A 16,679-nucleotide genomic window follows, 5' to 3' on the forward strand; every position below is an offset into this window, starting at 1 on the left:
CCTTTATGTTTGAATGATTTAATCATGATTAAAAGTGTAGCTCATTGCGCAACGCGAGGCAATCGAAAGTTTCTTGTTTGAGGTACGGGGAATAGGGCCTAACGCCAAATTCAGCGGCAGCGCGAGTAGCGCTGTCCGCTGGAATTTTTTGTTATACGGCTGCTTGCTCAGTACAGGCCAAAATGGGAATCAAATAATAAACGGAAAACATTGCTACCACGGTTGTCTATCCTGAATCCTTCAACTCGTTGAACGACTTGCTCTAGAAGCCTTTTGGTTGTTCCAACTTCTAATTTTAATTCATTGTCTATATCGATGTATCTTAATGCAACACCATCAATATTGGTACTCGTTAAAAGCCAGGATTCCAGAATCGTTACTTTATCATTCTCATCATACTGATCAAATTCATTTGCAGGTATCTTTTTTGGTTCAGATGAATCAAGGCAGCCGTGCGTTTTCATAGCCCGCCTTATTTCATGACATGCTGGACCTAATGAAGCCGAAATTTCTGATATATCTCGTTCACCTGAATATGTTGCTGGCGTTACTCCAATTAAATCACTCGGGATATGCATATTAATATTATCAGGTTTAACAATGAAACATCTGCGTTTTCCAAGTCTTCCTATAAATAAGCCTAACTCAAAAAGAACATTATCCCGCACTGAGTCTGACACGTTTCCACGCATTTTCACTTCATCATCTGGGCTGAAAACAAAAATCCCAAAATCAGAAGCATCAAGAATATTTATCAGAGAGTCAAGTGATGTGTCTGATAAAGAAAACACACCCTGACTCCATACTGTAACATCTGCGTCATGTTGAATATTCCCTTGTATCGGGTACGCAATATCGAGACCTTCAACTGAAGAAGCAATAAATACTTTTGGTTTCAACTTTTACTCCATAATTTAGTTAAGCCGTATAACGCCTGCTTCAACGGCGCGGAGCGTCCGTTTGTAAGCTCTTGTTATGTGGCAAATTTTGACCATAATGCTATTGCAAGAGAAATTAATGAAATAGCAAGTGAAAATGAAGATATGGCTGTAGCTGTTATAAATTTTTTCTGTTCTTGCTGTAGCCCAGCAAGCACTGATGCTAACAAAGGAAAGTTTACACATTGATTGTCCTTTCCGATTTGTAACGAAAAGAAACTTACTCTACTACCATCTTCGTTTTTATAACCGTACTTTTTCTCAAGGTGGTAGTGAAGTCTACCAAAAACAATATCACCATCAACATTTAGCGATTTCGCAATCTCACGGCAAGATATAGGCATATGAATTTTACTAGAACGACTCGGAGAGTCTTTTTCATAAGACTTAAACTCGTCATAGTATTTCTTGTAAATAGCCTCCAATATTTCCAAATCACTTGGTACTTTCATAATTCATAACACTCCATGAAACCTAAACTCGTCAGAACTATTGAAGCTAGCACAATGCATGAGTTGCCACATAACGCCAAATTCAGCGGCACGAGCGGAGCGAGTGTCCGCTGGAATTTCTTGTTATGCGCTTCCTTATTGTTAGGCAGGCATTCTTCTTTTCCAGATATTTCTCATTTTCTCTCTATGTTGCACTGACGCCAGTTTTGCTTCTTTACTTGTAAGACCTGAGGCTTTAAATTTTTTTACCAGGCTAGCATCATAAATTTCGTACCATGTTGGTAGAAAGTCTGTATCTGGTATCTCTACAATGATCTTTCTTCCACCAACTCCTTCCATTACATTGCTCCCTGCTTCCAATGGCTGCAAATAAAATGCATTAGAATGTATAATCCCATCAACTAGTGCTCCATGAGATTTCAGATCAAAAGTTATACCAACTTCAATTTGAGCGGGTTTAGTGAATTTTAAAATAAGAAAGACTCTATTTTTCTTCCATTTAGGCCAGCCCCATGTAGAAGTCACATCTCCAGGAGGTGAGTTTTCGTGAGCATAAATTAAATCCCGCAACTCCACTTTCTCTTTACAGTCAACGATCAAAACTGGAATCATACGCCCTTCACCCACGCCGGTGGATGCTAACGCTCCATTCCCTACTAAAGGCACAAATATTAATTCAGACTTTTTCGTCAGTTTTTTCATAAAATATTTCTTGAAGAATATAAGACTCAACTAAAACTCTATGTCCAGTACCATTTAAAGCCACTATTCTGTATTTTTGAATTCTATTTGTCTCAGTTGCAATTTTTGGAATCTTAAACGTGTACCAACTACTTACTGTTGTACGTGGCTGCAGCATGAGCGGTAGCTTTGTGTGTTCCTTATCGATAGACCATTTTTCCTCTTTCTCCTCGTGATTCGAGATAAGAAAGCTATTCTGACCAGAGTCATTTATGTAATGCGTTTCAAGATATACCTGTGATATTGAGTCAATTGATTCTGATTTATTTGAATATGCTACGCAAAAAAATATCCAGAATTGGCCATTTTCTTTGTCTCGAACTTTATAAGAATTTTCTAGATATGGTGAAATATTTGCTTTTCTTGCCAAATATTCATTCTCCTGAATACTTATAGTTTTTTTTGTGAGCAAATAACTTTTATATGCAAAAGCACTTGCCATCAAAGCAGCGATTGCTGATGCTGCTGAGATCCATGTTTCAATATTTTCAGGACTTTCAATCACTATAAACTTACTCTTAGCGCATAACAGTTGCTTATACGAATCACTTTCGCATAACAAACTGTAGATCGTCAAAGGCGAATTGCTTGAAAGCCTTGTTTTAACAGGGCTCCAGCTCTACAGCAGCCTTTGAACGGTATATTTTGGCTTTCGCCTTTCGTAATTTGTATATTTTTCGCTTAAGCATGCGAACCTGTCATTTAATAGGAATTATCTAGCTAAAACAAACTGTTAGGATAACCCTTGAAAATCTGCTTATGCGAAGTACCTTTGCAAAAAAACGAAAGCCGGTGTCAGGTCTTTCTTTACTCATCCTGTCAACCGAAACTTCCGGCCAACCAAAAAGTACGCTACCGCCCGTAGATTGTGCCACCGCCTTTTATTGACGGTGGGGAGCATGGGTCCAGATAGCTCAGAGATAGATTTTCAAAAAGCAAACTATTGTACTGAGTGGGAGGTGATGAGGGTAGAGATAAGAGTACTATATGAGTTTCGTAAAACTCTTTATGTGGATCTATACAGGCGAAAGATCCGCAAAACTGTACGGACAGAAGGTATAAAAACATAACCATCAGCCGAGAAAATATGACATTAATTGCTGGTTCGCTGGTCACTGCCGGTCATGCTTTTGCCACTGTCGAGGAAGGGGTGAGAGGCACCGTATTGGTTTATCGACTCTTTGTTTATGTATGCTCTGTTTTCAGTAATTCCCATAGCTCTGTTTCAAGGGAAATTTAGCTCTGATCCCGTCATGTTTATCTTTTTCATCCTTTCTGCCTCCTGCCGTTTATTGGTAATTTTTTTCTAAACGGTTAAGCCGATAATAGCGGATACTGGAAGGAACGTCAGTCCACTATTCCTGAAAATTCGAGCCACTATAGCTGCCTGCCCGGATGGGATAATCGTAGCAATAAGGAAAGGGGAACGGGGCGTGGCGCGGCTATAGCGCCCTATATATAGGGGTTTTGGGGCGAGTTGCCAATATAGGGAAGGGGGCTATAGTTGAAGGCCACGTATATAATTATATTGTTCCGCTAGTTGATGCCTACCGCACCCACCACAAACGAAACAACTGAGTAAAACTCCGGCACACTCAGGCAGAGTGAGGCTGTGCCTCGTTTTCACGCGTTGCGGCAATTCAGACTACGGACTATCAGAAAGCCTTGCGGCATACGGCCAGTCCCGTATGCATTCCCACGGGGACCGTGGGAATGAGTCTGCCTGGAGTTTTGTTGCGGCGAAAACGGCGATTCTTATTGTCGAGTTTGCCATGGTCAGGCGACGGGAAGGCGACAGCATTTTTGACGCGGCGGTTAATGCAGCGGGCCTGCGTTTCCGTGCGGTACTGATGACGGCACTCTCCTTTATCCTGGGCGTTCTGCCCCTGGTACTGGCCAGTGGCGCGGGTGCTGCCAGTCGTCAGATCATTGGTATTACCGTTAGCTCCGGTATGTTGGCAGCCACCATCTTTGGTACCCTGCTGATCCCTATGTTCTATATGCTGCTGCAAAAGCTGCGTGAGCATTTTAATCCGGATAAGGCGAACAGCTAAATCCGATGTCCGATGTCCGAAAAAGCGCAAGTGACTCCTGCTTTTTCGGACTACGGACTACGGACTACATTTCCCAGTCATCCATGGATTGATTAAAGGTCTCAGGAATTTGATCCAGCAACCATCTGGAAACTGCGTTTGGCGTATAGCTGGTGTGCCAGAACCCACCTACCGTTGCTCTTATAACTGCAGACAGGTGATTCAGTATCACCAGACTGCCTTCCTGAATATCTTGCCTGACATATTCCATGGGGCAGATGCACCAGCCTGCTCCGATACGAGCCATGGCGACAACCGTTTCATAGTCCGGCACCTCCATAAAATTCTCGACTTCAAATCGCTTACTGAGCCCGGTCATCATGATAGCCCTGTGACAGCGCAGATCAACTTCAGTCACCTCTTCAAGACCGGACAAGGGATGATCCGGATGACTACAGGCGACAAACTGACATAATCCAGCCTGACGAACCCTGAAATCCGGATTTTCTATCGGGGCAGTACACTCACCTATGCCTATTTGCAAGTCACCGAGGCTCAACTGACGCATAATTTCAGGACCTGTCAGCCGTTTCATGACCAGCTGTAAATTGGGGAAATATTCATACAGAGATAAGACCAGGGCGGTACGAAACCGGCTCGGCAGGACACAGTCAAAACCTACACTGAGAGAGTTGGCACCCGGGTTATTCAGGGACTCAACCAACTGCTGCAGGTAGACTGTCTCACTGAGCAGTAGCTTGCAATGAGGCAACAGTTTTCTGGCGTTGTCTGTCAGTGTTGGCCGGTAAGAAGAGCGATCAAACAGCTCAAGTGCCCACTCTGCTTCCAAATCAGAAATCCAGGCGCTGACCTGGGAGCGGGAACGGTGCATTTTACGGGCAGCATCCGAGATAGAGCCTGTTTCTGCAACAGCAACAAAGGCAGAAATGGGAGTATATTTCATAGTAAATCTTTTTCATTAACCAGCAGAAAACGCTTCAAACTCACTTAAAACATCTCTGGTCTGCTGGATTATCCATTCTGACGCAAAATATTCTTTATAAGTTCGTTTGAAATAGAAACCAACCTGATAGTAAAAAGTGGGCACATTTATCTCCAGTAAGACAATATCCGGGGTAATCCTGTCAACCAGAATAGAGGGTGCCGGAAACAAGGCGTCTGAACGCAGAACATGATCAAAAGCATTATTAACAAACCCTGTCTCAGATCGATAACCGGCAGAGTATCAGATGCTCCGAAACACCGCTTCCATTATCCACCCACTCCGGTCAGCTCAATCATGGAATGCGCGCTTTTCGGTGAAAGACACTCCAGTACATTAAAATAATTCTGCCGTATAACTATTTCATAAAACTATTTCATAAAACAATGTCGTAAAACCCTGACAGTACCTGACTTTATATTTTCACTCTAACCCACGAAAATGGCCCTGCACTTACACAACAAGAGACGCCCCCCGATTAATTCGACGTCTCTCTGCTAACACTTAGTTATGGCCAGGAGCCTCTCAATGAAAAAATCAACCCTTACTGCCGCTATTATGGTCGCCACTCTTGCTACCACCAGTGTTCTCTCTGTCAATGTTATGGCCGCTGACTGGTTTGTCGGCGGCAGTGCAGGCGCCGGTTTCAACGATATGTCCGCAAAAGGCAGCGCCGACATTAAAGATCCTGATGGCCCGGTTAAATACGGTATCCAGGTAGGCGCCCATCTGAACGACAACGTTCGCATATATGGCACTTACACATATGGCGACGATGATGCCAAGCGTAATGGTGTCAAAACCGAGATGGAAGAACAACAGTTCCTCGCCTCCGTCGACTATCTGTTTGGTACCGGCAACCTGAAACCATTCGTCGGCCTGACCGTGGGTATCGATAACACCGAATTCAAGGTAGGCGGGGAAAATGGCTTCAGTGATGACGATACCGCCTTTGCTTACGGTGCCCAGGCAGGTGTTCTGTTCAGCATCAAGAGCTGGGACATGGAAGCTGGCTACCGTCAACTCTGGCACGACAACGAAGTCGGCAAAAACGGCATGAAACTGGAGAACAGCAACGACGGTAATGCTTACGCAGCTATAAGCTACCGCTTCTGATCAATCCATACATTTTCTGATCGGGTGTACTTTACGGCTTCAGCAGAAGCCGTTTTTTGTACACCGAATACTAAAGGTTTAGTGCTTTCTCATGCTCCATAAAAAGCTCGCCAAAAAAGCGGTGGCACTGGCTATCTGTACCGCACTGCTGACAGCCTGCAGTTCTTCTGACCCGTCGTTGTCAGCTGACCGTTCTCCCAGGCCAGTTAAAGTCATGACTGTCCCGGCGGTACAACAAACCCTGTCCCTGAGCTTCCCTGCGCGTCTGCTGCCGGTGGCGAGAACACAACTGGCATTTCGAGTACCCGGTACGGTAACAGAGATACCGGTGATGGAAGGACAGCGGGTGCAAAAGGGTGATCTTATCGCACAGATGGATCCCCATGATTTCAACGTCATGGTTTATGAGTGGGAAGCTCGTTATTCAGAAGCAATGGCTTTACTGGGACAGGCAAACAGTGAACAGCGTCGTGTTATGGCTGCCACCGGAAATGATGCCCTGGCCAGGGTCGAACTTGATCGCGCCAACACCGCGGTAACCCGTGCCATGGCCGGTGTGGAAGTTACCAACCGGCGCCTGCAGGCGGCCCAGGATGCGCTTCGCTACAGTGAACTCCGAGCCCCTTATGACGGCATTATCGCCAAAGTCCGGTTGCAGCCATACGAGCAGGCGGTCCCCGGCATCAGCGTTGTGACACTTTACGGCCAGGAAGGGTATGAAGTCAGCTTTGATGTGCCGGAAAGTCTTGCCGCGAAAATCAAACCCGGCCATAAAGGCCAGGTAGCGTTTAACGCGATGGAGAGTAACCGGGAACAGCAAAAAAATTACCCGGTTGAGGTCAGGGAAGTTGCCCGGGCAGCAAGTATGCTGGCTAAAACCTATCGTGTTACCGCCTCTCTTGCACAAGCACCCGACTTCGCCTGGCCGAACCTGACGGCAGAATTGACCCTGAACCTGCCTGCCGGTGACACCCCTGGTATCGCGGTGCCGGCCAGCGCCGTTGGTGGCAACATCAATGGTCCATGGGTCATGGTGATTGAAAATGGCAAAGCTCGTAAGCAGCCTGTCGCCCTTAAAGGTTATGACGGCGACGAACTGGTCATACGGGTCATAAAAGGTGGCCTGAAGCCCGGCGATATAGTAGCAGCGGCAGGGGTCAGCTTCCTGGAAAACGGTCAGACCGTTGGACGGCTTATCAATAATCAGGACAGGGCACGGCTGTAATGAATCTCGCTAAACTCACCATTGACCGCCGGGTTTTCGCCAGTTTCCTGACGACACTCCTGTGCGTTTGGGGACTGATGGCCTATTACACCATGGGCAAACTGGAAGACCCGATATTTACGGTAAAAACCGCCGCTATCGTCACTCTCTACCCCGGCGCCTCTGCCCGGGAAGTCGAGCAGTATGTGACGGATCCAGTGGAACGCAAGCTGGAAGAGATGGAACAGCTGTGGAAACTGCGTTCCCTTTCCCGTCCCGGTCAGTCCATGGTATTCGTGGATCTGTATGACTCAGTGGACAGCGCGGACCTGCCCCAGCAATGGGATCTCCTGCGACGCAAGGTCAACGACATCAAGCTGGAACTGCCGGCAACCGCCCGGCTTTCCATTGTGCTTGATGAATTCTCCGATGTTTATGGCATTGTTTACGCTATCTCCGGCGAAGGCATGGAGATGTCGGAACTCAAACAATATGCACGAGCCCTGCAACGTGATCTGAAAGCGGTAGACGGGGTAAAGAAAGTGGCACTGGAAGGTCTGCCGCAGCCAGTAGCCTACATAGAGATTGATGATACTAAAATCGCTGCTCATAACCTGACATCGCTTCAGGTCATTGATCAGCTGCGGACACAGAACATGGTTCTGCCGGGCGGCGCCCTTGATATTGGCATGGAGCGCATCCGCATTGATCAGAAGGGTCCATTCAAGAATGTTGATGACATAGGCAACACGATTATTCGTGGTGGCATCGGCAATATTGGCGACGACCTGGTTCTGCTGCGTGATATCGCCGATATTCGTCTCGGCTACCAGGAACCGGTAGCAACCGCCATGCGTTTCAATGGCAAGCCCGCCATTACTATCGCGGTGACGCCCAGAAATGGCATTAATGTTGTGGCTATAGGCGACACACTTAAGGCAACTATTGATCAGGCTCTGCAGAAAATGCCGGCCGGCGTGGAGATTGGCACAATCGCTTTCCAGCCTGATGAAGTCGCCAGATCAGTGAGCAACTTTATCAGTAACCTTGCCCAGTCCATCCTGATTGTTGTCGCCGTCCTGTGCATTTTCATGGGCTGGCGCAGTGCTTCAGTAGTGGGCGCCAGTCTTCTGATTACCATTTTGCTGACCCTGGTTTACATGCAGCTCCAGGGCATTGATCTGCACCGGGTTTCCGTGGGTACCTTTATCATCGCCCTGGGCATGCTGGTCGATAACGCCATTGTGGTGACCGACCTGTTCCTGTCCAACCTTCGTCGGGGCATGGAACGTACGAAAGCGGCGGCTGAAGCAGTAAAAAACACCGCTGTTCCACTGCTGGCCGCCACCGTCATCGCCATCGCATCCGCCAGTCCGATACTGTTCTCCAAAACGGCTGCCGCTGAGTTTGCCGGTGACCTGTTCTATATTATGGGCTCTTCCCTGTTACTTAGCTGGGTGATAGCCACCACCATCACCCCCCTGCTCTGCTGGCGTTTTCTGCCGGCTCCTGAGGGCAGTAGTAACACGGCGTGGCCCGCCTGGGTTGACCGCTGCCGTCCTGTTCTTGACCGGGTACTTCGTAACCGCAAACTGACAGTCGGTGCTTTGTTTACCGCCATTGCCCTGACCGGTCTGCTGGTCAGCAAAATGCTGGTGAACTTTATGCCGCCTTCAGACCGTCCGCTGGTATTCCTGGATTACTGGTTGCCGGAAGGAGGACGTATAGAGCAGGTCTCAGAAGACATGGCAAACATTGAACAGTGGCTACTCCAGCAGGAAGGCATTACCAGCATCAGCACCTTTATAGGTTCAAGCGCCCCCCGTTTCTCAGTGACCGTGGAACCGGAACCACTGAACAAAAGTTACGGCCAGATTGTCATCAATGTTGATCAACTGGCGCGCATCAAACCCCTGATTCTCAAAGGAGATGCCTGGCTGAAGGAAAACTTCCCCCACGCTGAACCCCGTTTCCGCCCGATAAAACTCGCCACCGCGGACAAGTTCAGTATTGAAGCCCGCTTCAGTGGTCCTGACCCACAGATTCTACGGGAGATATCCAGCGAGGCGAAAGCCATCATGACTGATCACCCGAACATGAAATACATCCGTGACGACTGGCGCCAGCCCGTTAAAGTACTGGCTCCCGAGTTTAACCAGGAGAAAGCACGGTTGGCTGGCGTCACCCGTCTGGATGTTGCTGTGGCATTGCAAAGAGCCACCAGCGGTGTGCCGGTATCCATACTTCGAAACGGGGACGAACAGATACCCGTCATGGTACGTAGCACTGCTTTCAACAGAGCCCTTAATGGCGCACGACAACAAAACGACATCAACCGTTTGATGACCCTGCCCGTACGTCCGCTGATCGGCGGCTATTCGGTACCACTGGGGCAAGTCGTCGATGGCTTTGCCATGGGCTGGGAAGAGAGCATGATCTGGCGTAGAAACAGAAAACCCACCATTACTGTGCAGGCGGATGTCGATGGCATCTTTGCGTCTCAGGCCCGTAGTGACATTGCGGAGGCCATTGAGAATATGGATCTTCCGGAGGGTTACGACTTTGCATGGGGCGGTGAGTACTACGAGGAAAGGCGGGCGGTTAATGACATCCTGATGCAGGTGCCAAAAGCCGGTGTAATTATGATTATCATCATGATCGCCATGTTCAATGGTTTCCGTCAGCCTGGTGTCATCATGCTGACTCTGCCCATGGCCCTGATCGGTGTGGTGCCGATCCTGATTCTATCCGCCAAACCCTTTGGCTTTATGGCGCTGGTGGGTCTGATTGCCCTGGCAGGAATGATCATCAAAAACGGCATTGTTCTGATGGACCAGATTAATCTGGAACTGAAAAATGGTGCAGCTCCCTATGAGGCCCTGTGCAATGCCACACTGAACCGGACACTGGCCATCAGTATGGCGGCATTGACTACCGCCCTCGGCATGGTGCCACTGTGGACTGACCCCCTGTTTGACCAGATGGCAGCCACCATCATCGGTGGTCTCGTGGTAGCCACCATCCTGACCCTGCTGATCATGCCGGTGTTCTACGCCATCTTTTATCAGGTGCCTGCTCCCGCCATCGAACAGGGGAACAATCATGCTTGATTTCAAGAAACCACTGGCGCTTCTCCTGCCAGTTCTGATACTGACCGGATGCGCTGTAGGTCCCACTTACGATGCACCTGAAACCCCGGTCGATGACTCATTTACAGTCACTGATAATGTTTCCCGGGAAAGCGCCTCCATTCAATGGTGGCAACAGTTCAGCGACCCGCTGTTGAACGACCTGATAGAGCAGGCAAAGGAAGGCAACTACAGTCTGAAAATCGCCGCAGAAAGAGTGAAGCTGGCCGACAGCTACCGCCAGGCGGTGAGCGCCACCAAACTGCCACAGATCGGTTTGGGTTTTGGTTACACCGAAACCAGCCTGAGTAAACAGGGCCCCATCGGCGGCCCCCTGCTTGAACCATCCATAGGTGGAATACCCCTGGGCACGTCCCTGATCGACCGGGAGCTGCCCGCCTGGTATGCCGGAGCCAGCATCGCCTGGGAACCGGATGTCTTTAACCGCACGGGTTATCTGGAAGATGCGGCCCTGGCTCGAACCGAACAGGTGGAAATACTGGCCTATGCCACCGAGATGATGGTGACCGCCTCAGTAGCAAATAACTACCTGCAACTGCGGGGTGCCCAGCAACAGCTGAGCATCCTTGACCGCCAGATAGACGACCTTGAACAGCTTAAGGACAAGGTGGCTGGTCTGGTACGCAGTGGCCTGGCTGCCAGTGCGCAAGAATCCAGGGTCGACTCTGCCCTGGCGGCCAGCAGGGCCATCCGTCCACAGGTAGAAACAGCGATCAATGTGCATATGCACCGGATTGCAATACTCCTTGGCAAACCACCCTTGAGTCTTGTACAGCAACTGTCAGAAGCCCGGGGATTTCCTGAGCTGGAAGGAATAATTCCGGTTGGCCTGCCCTCTGATCTTCTGACCCGCCGTCCTGATATCCGGATTGCAGAGCGCCAGATGAAGGTGGCTAACGCCGAGCTGGGGGCAGCCATTGCCAACCAGTATCCACGGTTCTACCTGACCGGAGCTCCAGGTTCTGTAGCGACCGATTTCGATGAACTGTTCAGCAGTGGTTCCGGCTTCTGGAACGTCAACGCGGGTGTTCAATGGAATCTCTTCGATGGAGGCCTGAGAGCAGCACTTGAAGCCGTGGCCGAACACCAGACACAAACGTCAGCGCTCGCTTATCAGCGAACCGTACTGCAGGCGTTTGGTGAGGTGGAATCCCTGCTGTCTGCATACGGCAACAGTCAGAAAAGCATCAAGCAGATGGAAGCCGCCGTGGACTCAGCCCGCACGGCTATCAGCAAGGTGGAGAACCTGAAAGCCAACGGCCTGGCCAGTACGCCTGACGTGCTGCAGGCCCGCATGGAACTGCACCAGCTGGAATCTACCCTGACCACTGCCAGGACCGGGCATGCCAGCCTGGTTGTCACTCTCTATAAAGCCCTGGGCGGGCACTGGGAAACCGTTTGAAGATACAGACGGCCGGGCTCGCTACCTGGCCATCTCCATTTCAGAAGGATTCAGAGCACAATAACGGGTTTTGTTGAACAGGCACTGAAAATCAATCAGTGCTTCAACGCACCCTGCAAAATACGGTTCTTTTGAAAAATGAGTGGGTAGATATTTCTCCACTGTCATTCCGTACAGGCGACTGCATGGATGCAGGAGGTAGAGTAATGCAGGAGCAATTACCGAGATTGTACGGAATCCACCAGGCAGCGATAGCCAGCTGGCAGAGCGTTCACATCCCTGTGAATGGATCCTGTACAATCCCTGTACAGGATGACAGTGGGTGGGGAGTATCACTGTCATTGTGTACAGGGACTGTACACAATCCATCCGGCAGGGAAAGCCAGCCATTTACCCACTTAAAACTCAAAAGAGCCAAAAATATTCTCTGTGAAACGAAAATTCACCTATGCTGGAAGTGATTGGAGATGCACTTGAACCGTCGTATTTATTATCTATCCCATATCTCTGCCTGCCGGAAATTTACCCCACCCTGTCATGATCTGATGCGGTTATTTCTTCTGCTATCTCTGCACAAAGAAGGTGGTATCAACCACCTTCCGGATCGCAGGTAACAATCTTTACAGAAATTCAATGCTGGTCGCCCCTTGTTTTCGACCACAGCCCTATGGAAATAACAGGTAATTTGGTTATGGTCACGTCTAAATCCGCCCGGTTCCGACTCTCTTTTCTCCACCCCCGTTACTGGTTGATATGGATCGGCGTCGCCTGTCTGTGGACTACAACCCGTATGCTGCCTTTTCGCTCGCAGCTGAATCTGGGCAGAAAGCTGGGACGTTTGCTGATGATGATTCTCTCTTCACGGCGTAAGGTGGCCGAGAGAAATCTGGAACTTTGTTTTCCAAATATGAACGACGATGAACGCCAGTTACTGCTGACCAAAAACTTTGAGTCCACTGGTATTGCCCTGTTTGAGACTGCCATCGCCTGGTGGTGGCCGGATCGCCGCCTGAAAAAACTGATGACATTCACCGGTGCTGAATGGATAGAACAGGCCCGGCAACAGAATCAAGGCGTCCTGTTGTTTTCCCTGCACTGCCTGCCACTGGAAATCGGCGCCAGAAGTTATGGCATGATCACCCGGGGCATCGGCGTTTATCGTCCCCATAACAACCCCGTCATGGAATACCTGCAGGTCAAAGGCCGCACTCGTTCCAATAAGGGACTGATCAGTAAGTTCAAGTTGAAGAGTGCCATTCGTGCCCTGAAAAAAGGGGAAAACATCTGGTACACAACGGATCAGGATTTCGGTCGTAACGGTGCAGTATTCGTCCCCTTCTTCGCAGTCCCTGATGCGGCCACCATTACCGGCACATCCACCATCAGCCGCATGTCAGGTGCCCGGGTCATGCCATTTATGGTCACCCGTAATGCCGACGACACGGGCTACACTGTAGCGGTTCACCCTCCCCTGAATAATTTCCCCAGTGGTGACGACCGGATGGATACCATCCGTTGCAATAAAATTATTGAAGAAGGCATCCGGCTGGCGCCAGACCAGTATCTGTGGCTGCACCGCCGCTTCAAAACCCGTCCCAATAAAAATGATCCTTCCCTGTATGGCCGTGACCTGTCACTGCATGGCGAGCCACTCACCCCTGAAGCCGTTTGAAAAGGGCTAACGTATCACTGAAATCCAGCTATTAACTTTCTTTTTATGAGTCGAGAGTGCCCGGATAAGGCGAACAGCTAAAACATCGTTGAGCAGCAGGGTCTCCGGAGCCCTGCTGTTTTTTACATCACGACTCCTCTCTTGCCCACCAACAGCTCCATGCGCTCCAACACATCCATTGCCTCCTCTCTAAACTCCGCCTCCGGGTGGGAATTCGCTGGTGTGTCTATGGTTTGTTTCCCGGTGCTGGTCCCGTTGGATTGTCTTTCATCGGTGCCATTTCTGTTCTGACTACTTGTGGGCTCATTGCCACTGGAAGCCCCGGTTTGTTGCGGATCTGTCATTTGCCACCATTCAGAACAAGACGGCATTTTCAGAGAGCTCAAGTTATATTTCGGGTCTAAACCACCATCTGCAACATCTGCTGCAACATCCGGAATAGACCGTCGTTCCACAGGATAGCCCATACTGGCCTCTTCTTTGTAGGGCTGGCTTGAAGTGTCAATCTCCACCTCCGGCTTGACATAGACCACCACCTGAACTTCGCCCTCATCAGAAACTTTTTCAGAATTAGTTAATTCATGCTCAGCCCAGTCTGATTCATAACCACCGCCACTCTTCCCAATATCAGGTAATAGCTGCGCTGTCATATCTCCCATAGCTTTCATCTCTTTGTCCTTGTATGGCGACCGCCTCGGACAGAAAGCCCTCGCCAGACACTCTTTCACTGACCAAAAGCCGGCAAAGCAAGCGTTACACTGATCAGATTTCCATACATCTTCGACATTATCTCGAAGAGCACGATATGAAGCAGAACTCCCGACTTCCATATAAAACTCCTGTTACCAGTCAAATCTGGTTTTGACATTATTTTTCGTACTCCATTATCTGACCGTCTATTTTTAAAAAGATTCCCTTAATGTATTCATTAACCACCCGCAATCCGTTTAAATAACTATTTAAAAATGCCAAATCTGTATGGCAATACGAAACAACAATAATTGTTCAGTGTTTCAACACGTTCAGGAGCCCTTCTTGATGACCACGGCCTATCCCTCATTCCCACGCCCTGAGGCTGTCGCAACAGGCTTTAAATGCCGATTTATAGCATCGCCGTCATCCCGCGAAGGAGGCTGTTGCAAAACCCTCCGGAAGCCTCGTTCCCATGCTCTGCGTGGGAATGCATACCGGAGCTGGCTGAATGGGGGGGAAATCTCTCCCTCGTTCCCATGCTCTGCGTGGGAATGCATAGCCAACCACAGGCACTGGACTTGTTGATGGGCAGAGCATGGGAGCGAGGAACCAACAATAATTACCCAACAGGAGCAGCCATTAATGACCACGGCCTACCAACAACTGGCAAACCGATTCCAGCAGATTTACCACCTGCAGCACCTTGGTGCTATAGCCGGCTGGGACCAGGCAGCCATGATGCCCTCCGGAGGCAATCAGGCCAGGGGTGCGGCAATGGCAGAACTGAACACATTGCTGCACCGGTTACTCACCGAAAAAGAGGTCGAAGCCTGGCTGACTGAGGCCCGGAATCAGGAAACCGAGCCAGAAACCCTGCGTTCCATCGAAGAGATGCACACGGACTGGCGCCATGCCAGCGTCATCCCGGACGACCTGGTAAAAGCCAAAACCCTGGCAACCAATGAATGCGAACATGCCTGGCGGAGCCAGCGGCCGGAAAATGACTGGACGGGTTTTGCCGCAAACCTGAAGGAAGTGGTCAACCTGACCCGTCAGGAAGCCAATATCCGGGCAGAGCATGCCAATGTCAGCCCTTACAATGCCCTGCTTGAACTTTATGAACCCGGCGTGAATACCAGAGAACTGGACCAACTGTTTGGTGACCTGAAAACCTGGCTGCCTGCCTTTATACAGGAAGCGCAGGAACATCAGGCATCAATAAAAATCATTGAGCCCACCGGCCCCTTCCCTATTGAGCAACAAAAAGCCCTGGGGCTTGAGGTGATGAAACTGCTCGGCTTTGACTTCAACCATGGGCGTCTGGATGTCAGCACTCACCCTTTCTGCGGTGGTGTCAGTGAAGATGTCCGTATGACCACCCGTTACAACGAAGATAACTTTATTGAAGCACTGATGGGTACCGTCCATGAAACCGGCCATGCCCGCTATCAGCAGAACCTGCCGGCGAACCGGGCATTGCCGGTATCTTCCTATCGTTCTATGGGTATTCACGAGGGGCAGAGCCTGTTCTTTGAGATGCAACTGGGCAGAAGCCCGGCCTTTCTGTCACTGATTCAGCCGCTGATCATCAAACACCTGTGTCATGGGAAACAGCAGCCTTATGCCGCGCCGGATAACCTGGAAAAAATCTACACCCGGGTTTGTCCGGGCTTTATCCGGGTTGATGCCGACGAAATCACCTATCCGGCTCATGTTATTCTTCGCTACGAAATTGAACGTGACCTGATCGAAGGCAACATCGAAGTCGATGACATTCCGGAACTCTGGCAGCAGAAGATGAAAACGTATCTTGGCCTGAATGTAGCTGATGACCACAGGAACGGTTGTATGCAGGATATTCACTGGCCTATGGGTTCTTTTGGCTATTTCCCCAGTTACACCCTTGGGGCCATGGTGGCAGCACAACTCTTTGCTGCACAGAAAAAAGCCATGCCCGATATTGAAGACCAGATTCAAAATGGCAACCTTTCCCCCGGCTTTGACTGGCTGAAGCAAAATATCTGGTCACAGGGACGCCGATATTCCACTCGGGAACTTATGACCAGAGCCACCGGTGAGCCTTTAAATGCCGACTATTTTAAAGCGCATTTAAAACAGCGGTATCTGACACAGTACAAGAGGATCCAGCCCACCTTCATGTTGGAAAACATCACGTTTGAAGGCTGAAATCATCGCCCTTAGTTCATCAACTGCCGGTCTCACCTCTTGATGAACATCCACCATGACTTGAGACTGCTGTTTTTTAAAACCCGCCA

Annotated in this window: 14 protein-coding genes; 8 read left to right on the plus strand and 6 right to left on the minus strand. The window is 49.5% G+C overall.

From position 1 onward, the window contains the following. Positions 1–167: 167 nt before the first annotated feature. From RM811_RS07340 to RM811_RS07355, 4 genes are all read right to left on the minus strand, one after another. Positions 168–899 carry a TIR domain-containing protein gene (locus RM811_RS07340; protein WP_402522401.1) on the minus strand — a complete coding sequence of 244 codons (732 nt, stop codon included), beginning with the start codon at positions 897–899 and terminating at the stop codon, positions 168–170. A 74-nt stretch (positions 900–973) separates the two neighbouring features. Next, complete coding sequence (locus RM811_RS07345) at positions 974–1,390, minus strand: hypothetical protein (RefSeq protein ID WP_402522404.1); 417 nt, start codon at positions 1,388–1,390, stop codon at positions 974–976. 141 nt (positions 1,391–1,531) lie between these two features. Next, a complete protein-coding gene (locus RM811_RS07350) occupies positions 1,532–2,092 on the minus strand; it encodes a hypothetical protein (protein WP_402522407.1) in 561 nt (186 codons plus the stop codon). Continuing rightward, entirely contained in the window at positions 2,067–2,636 is a 570-nt protein-coding gene (locus RM811_RS07355; RefSeq protein ID WP_402522409.1) for a hypothetical protein, read from the minus strand. Before RM811_RS07355 ends, RM811_RS07350 begins: the two co-directional genes overlap by 26 nt. Before the next feature lie 582 nt (positions 2,637–3,218). On the opposite strand from RM811_RS07355, the gene RM811_RS07360 reads away from it, so the two are divergent. Together RM811_RS07360 and RM811_RS07365 are read left to right on the plus strand one after the other, a co-directional pair. Further along, positions 3,219–3,371 (plus strand): hypothetical protein, encoded by a 153-nt coding sequence (locus tag RM811_RS07360; RefSeq protein ID WP_402522411.1) that lies wholly within the window; start codon positions 3,219–3,221, stop codon positions 3,369–3,371. Between the two features lie 448 nt (positions 3,372–3,819). After that, the gene (locus RM811_RS07365) at positions 3,820–4,185 is read left to right on the plus strand and encodes an efflux RND transporter permease subunit (RefSeq protein WP_402522413.1); all 366 of its coding nucleotides are present in this window, start codon (positions 3,820–3,822) and stop codon (positions 4,183–4,185) included. A 64-nt stretch (positions 4,186–4,249) separates the two neighbouring features. Here the strand turns inward: RM811_RS07365 and RM811_RS07370 are convergent, their stop codons facing one another. Beyond that, entirely contained in the window at positions 4,250–5,128 is an 879-nt protein-coding gene (locus RM811_RS07370; protein WP_402522415.1) for a LysR family transcriptional regulator, read from the minus strand. 567 nt (positions 5,129–5,695) lie between these two features. Here RM811_RS07370 and RM811_RS07375 point away from each other — a divergent pair. The 5 genes from RM811_RS07375 (at position 5,696) to lpxL (ending at position 13,710) form a co-directional block, all read left to right on the plus strand. Continuing rightward, positions 5,696–6,283 (plus strand): outer membrane beta-barrel protein, encoded by a 588-nt coding sequence (locus RM811_RS07375; protein WP_402522418.1) that lies wholly within the window; start codon positions 5,696–5,698, stop codon positions 6,281–6,283. Between the two features lie 91 nt (positions 6,284–6,374). Beyond that, positions 6,375–7,508, plus strand: coding sequence for an efflux RND transporter periplasmic adaptor subunit (locus tag RM811_RS07380; RefSeq protein WP_402522420.1), 1,134 nt, complete (start codon positions 6,375–6,377; stop codon positions 7,506–7,508). After that, positions 7,508–10,597, plus strand: a complete 3,090-nt coding sequence (locus tag RM811_RS07385) for an efflux RND transporter permease subunit (RefSeq protein ID WP_402522422.1) — start codon at positions 7,508–7,510, stop codon at positions 10,595–10,597. Before RM811_RS07380 ends, RM811_RS07385 begins: the two co-directional genes overlap by 1 nt. Further along, complete coding sequence (locus tag RM811_RS07390) at positions 10,590–12,038, plus strand: efflux transporter outer membrane subunit (RefSeq protein WP_402522423.1); 1,449 nt, start codon at positions 10,590–10,592, stop codon at positions 12,036–12,038. The genes RM811_RS07385 and RM811_RS07390 overlap by 8 nt, the downstream gene beginning before the upstream one ends. Positions 12,039–12,729: 691 nt before the next feature. Then, positions 12,730–13,710 (plus strand): LpxL/LpxP family Kdo(2)-lipid IV(A) lauroyl/palmitoleoyl acyltransferase, encoded by a 981-nt coding sequence (lpxL, locus tag RM811_RS07395; protein WP_402522425.1) that lies wholly within the window; start codon positions 12,730–12,732, stop codon positions 13,708–13,710. Positions 13,711–13,832: 122 nt separating this feature from the next. Here the strand turns inward: lpxL and RM811_RS07400 are convergent, their stop codons facing one another. Next, the gene (locus RM811_RS07400) at positions 13,833–14,378 is read right to left on the minus strand and encodes a hypothetical protein (RefSeq protein WP_402522427.1); all 546 of its coding nucleotides are present in this window, start codon (positions 14,376–14,378) and stop codon (positions 13,833–13,835) included. 667 nt (positions 14,379–15,045) lie between these two features. Here RM811_RS07400 and RM811_RS07405 point away from each other — a divergent pair. Then, a complete protein-coding gene (locus RM811_RS07405) occupies positions 15,046–16,590 on the plus strand; it encodes a carboxypeptidase M32 (RefSeq protein WP_402522430.1) in 1,545 nt (514 codons plus the stop codon). The last annotated feature ends 89 nt before the right edge of the window (positions 16,591–16,679 follow it).

The sequence above is a fragment of the Endozoicomonas sp. genome, from assembly GCF_031844845.1.
Classification (GTDB): Bacteria; Pseudomonadota; Gammaproteobacteria; order Pseudomonadales; family Endozoicomonadaceae; genus Endozoicomonas.

Coding starts and splice junctions, on each gene's coding strand:
- RM811_RS07350 (WP_402522407.1), bottom strand. CDS start 2,092: ATGAAAAAACTGACGAAAAAGTCTGAATTAATATTTGTGCCTTTAGTA.
- RM811_RS07375 (WP_402522418.1), top strand. CDS start 5,696: ATGAAAAAATCAACCCTTACTGCCGCTATTATGGTCGCCACTCTTGCT.
- RM811_RS07360 (WP_402522411.1), top strand. CDS start 3,219: ATGACATTAATTGCTGGTTCGCTGGTCACTGCCGGTCATGCTTTTGCC.
- RM811_RS07400 (WP_402522427.1), bottom strand. CDS start 14,378: ATGAAAGCTATGGGAGATATGACAGCGCAGCTATTACCTGATATTGGG.
- RM811_RS07365 (WP_402522413.1), top strand. CDS start 3,820: ATGCATTCCCACGGGGACCGTGGGAATGAGTCTGCCTGGAGTTTTGTT.
- RM811_RS07345 (WP_402522404.1), bottom strand. CDS start 1,390: ATGAAAGTACCAAGTGATTTGGAAATATTGGAGGCTATTTACAAGAAA.
- RM811_RS07405 (WP_402522430.1), top strand. CDS start 15,046: ATGACCACGGCCTACCAACAACTGGCAAACCGATTCCAGCAGATTTAC.
- RM811_RS07385 (WP_402522422.1), top strand. CDS start 7,508: ATGAATCTCGCTAAACTCACCATTGACCGCCGGGTTTTCGCCAGTTTC.
- RM811_RS07370 (WP_402522415.1), bottom strand. CDS start 5,128: ATGAAATATACTCCCATTTCTGCCTTTGTTGCTGTTGCAGAAACAGGC.
- RM811_RS07390 (WP_402522423.1), top strand. CDS start 10,590: ATGCTTGATTTCAAGAAACCACTGGCGCTTCTCCTGCCAGTTCTGATA.
- RM811_RS07380 (WP_402522420.1), top strand. CDS start 6,375: ATGCTCCATAAAAAGCTCGCCAAAAAAGCGGTGGCACTGGCTATCTGT.
- lpxL (WP_402522425.1), top strand. CDS start 12,730: ATGGTCACGTCTAAATCCGCCCGGTTCCGACTCTCTTTTCTCCACCCC.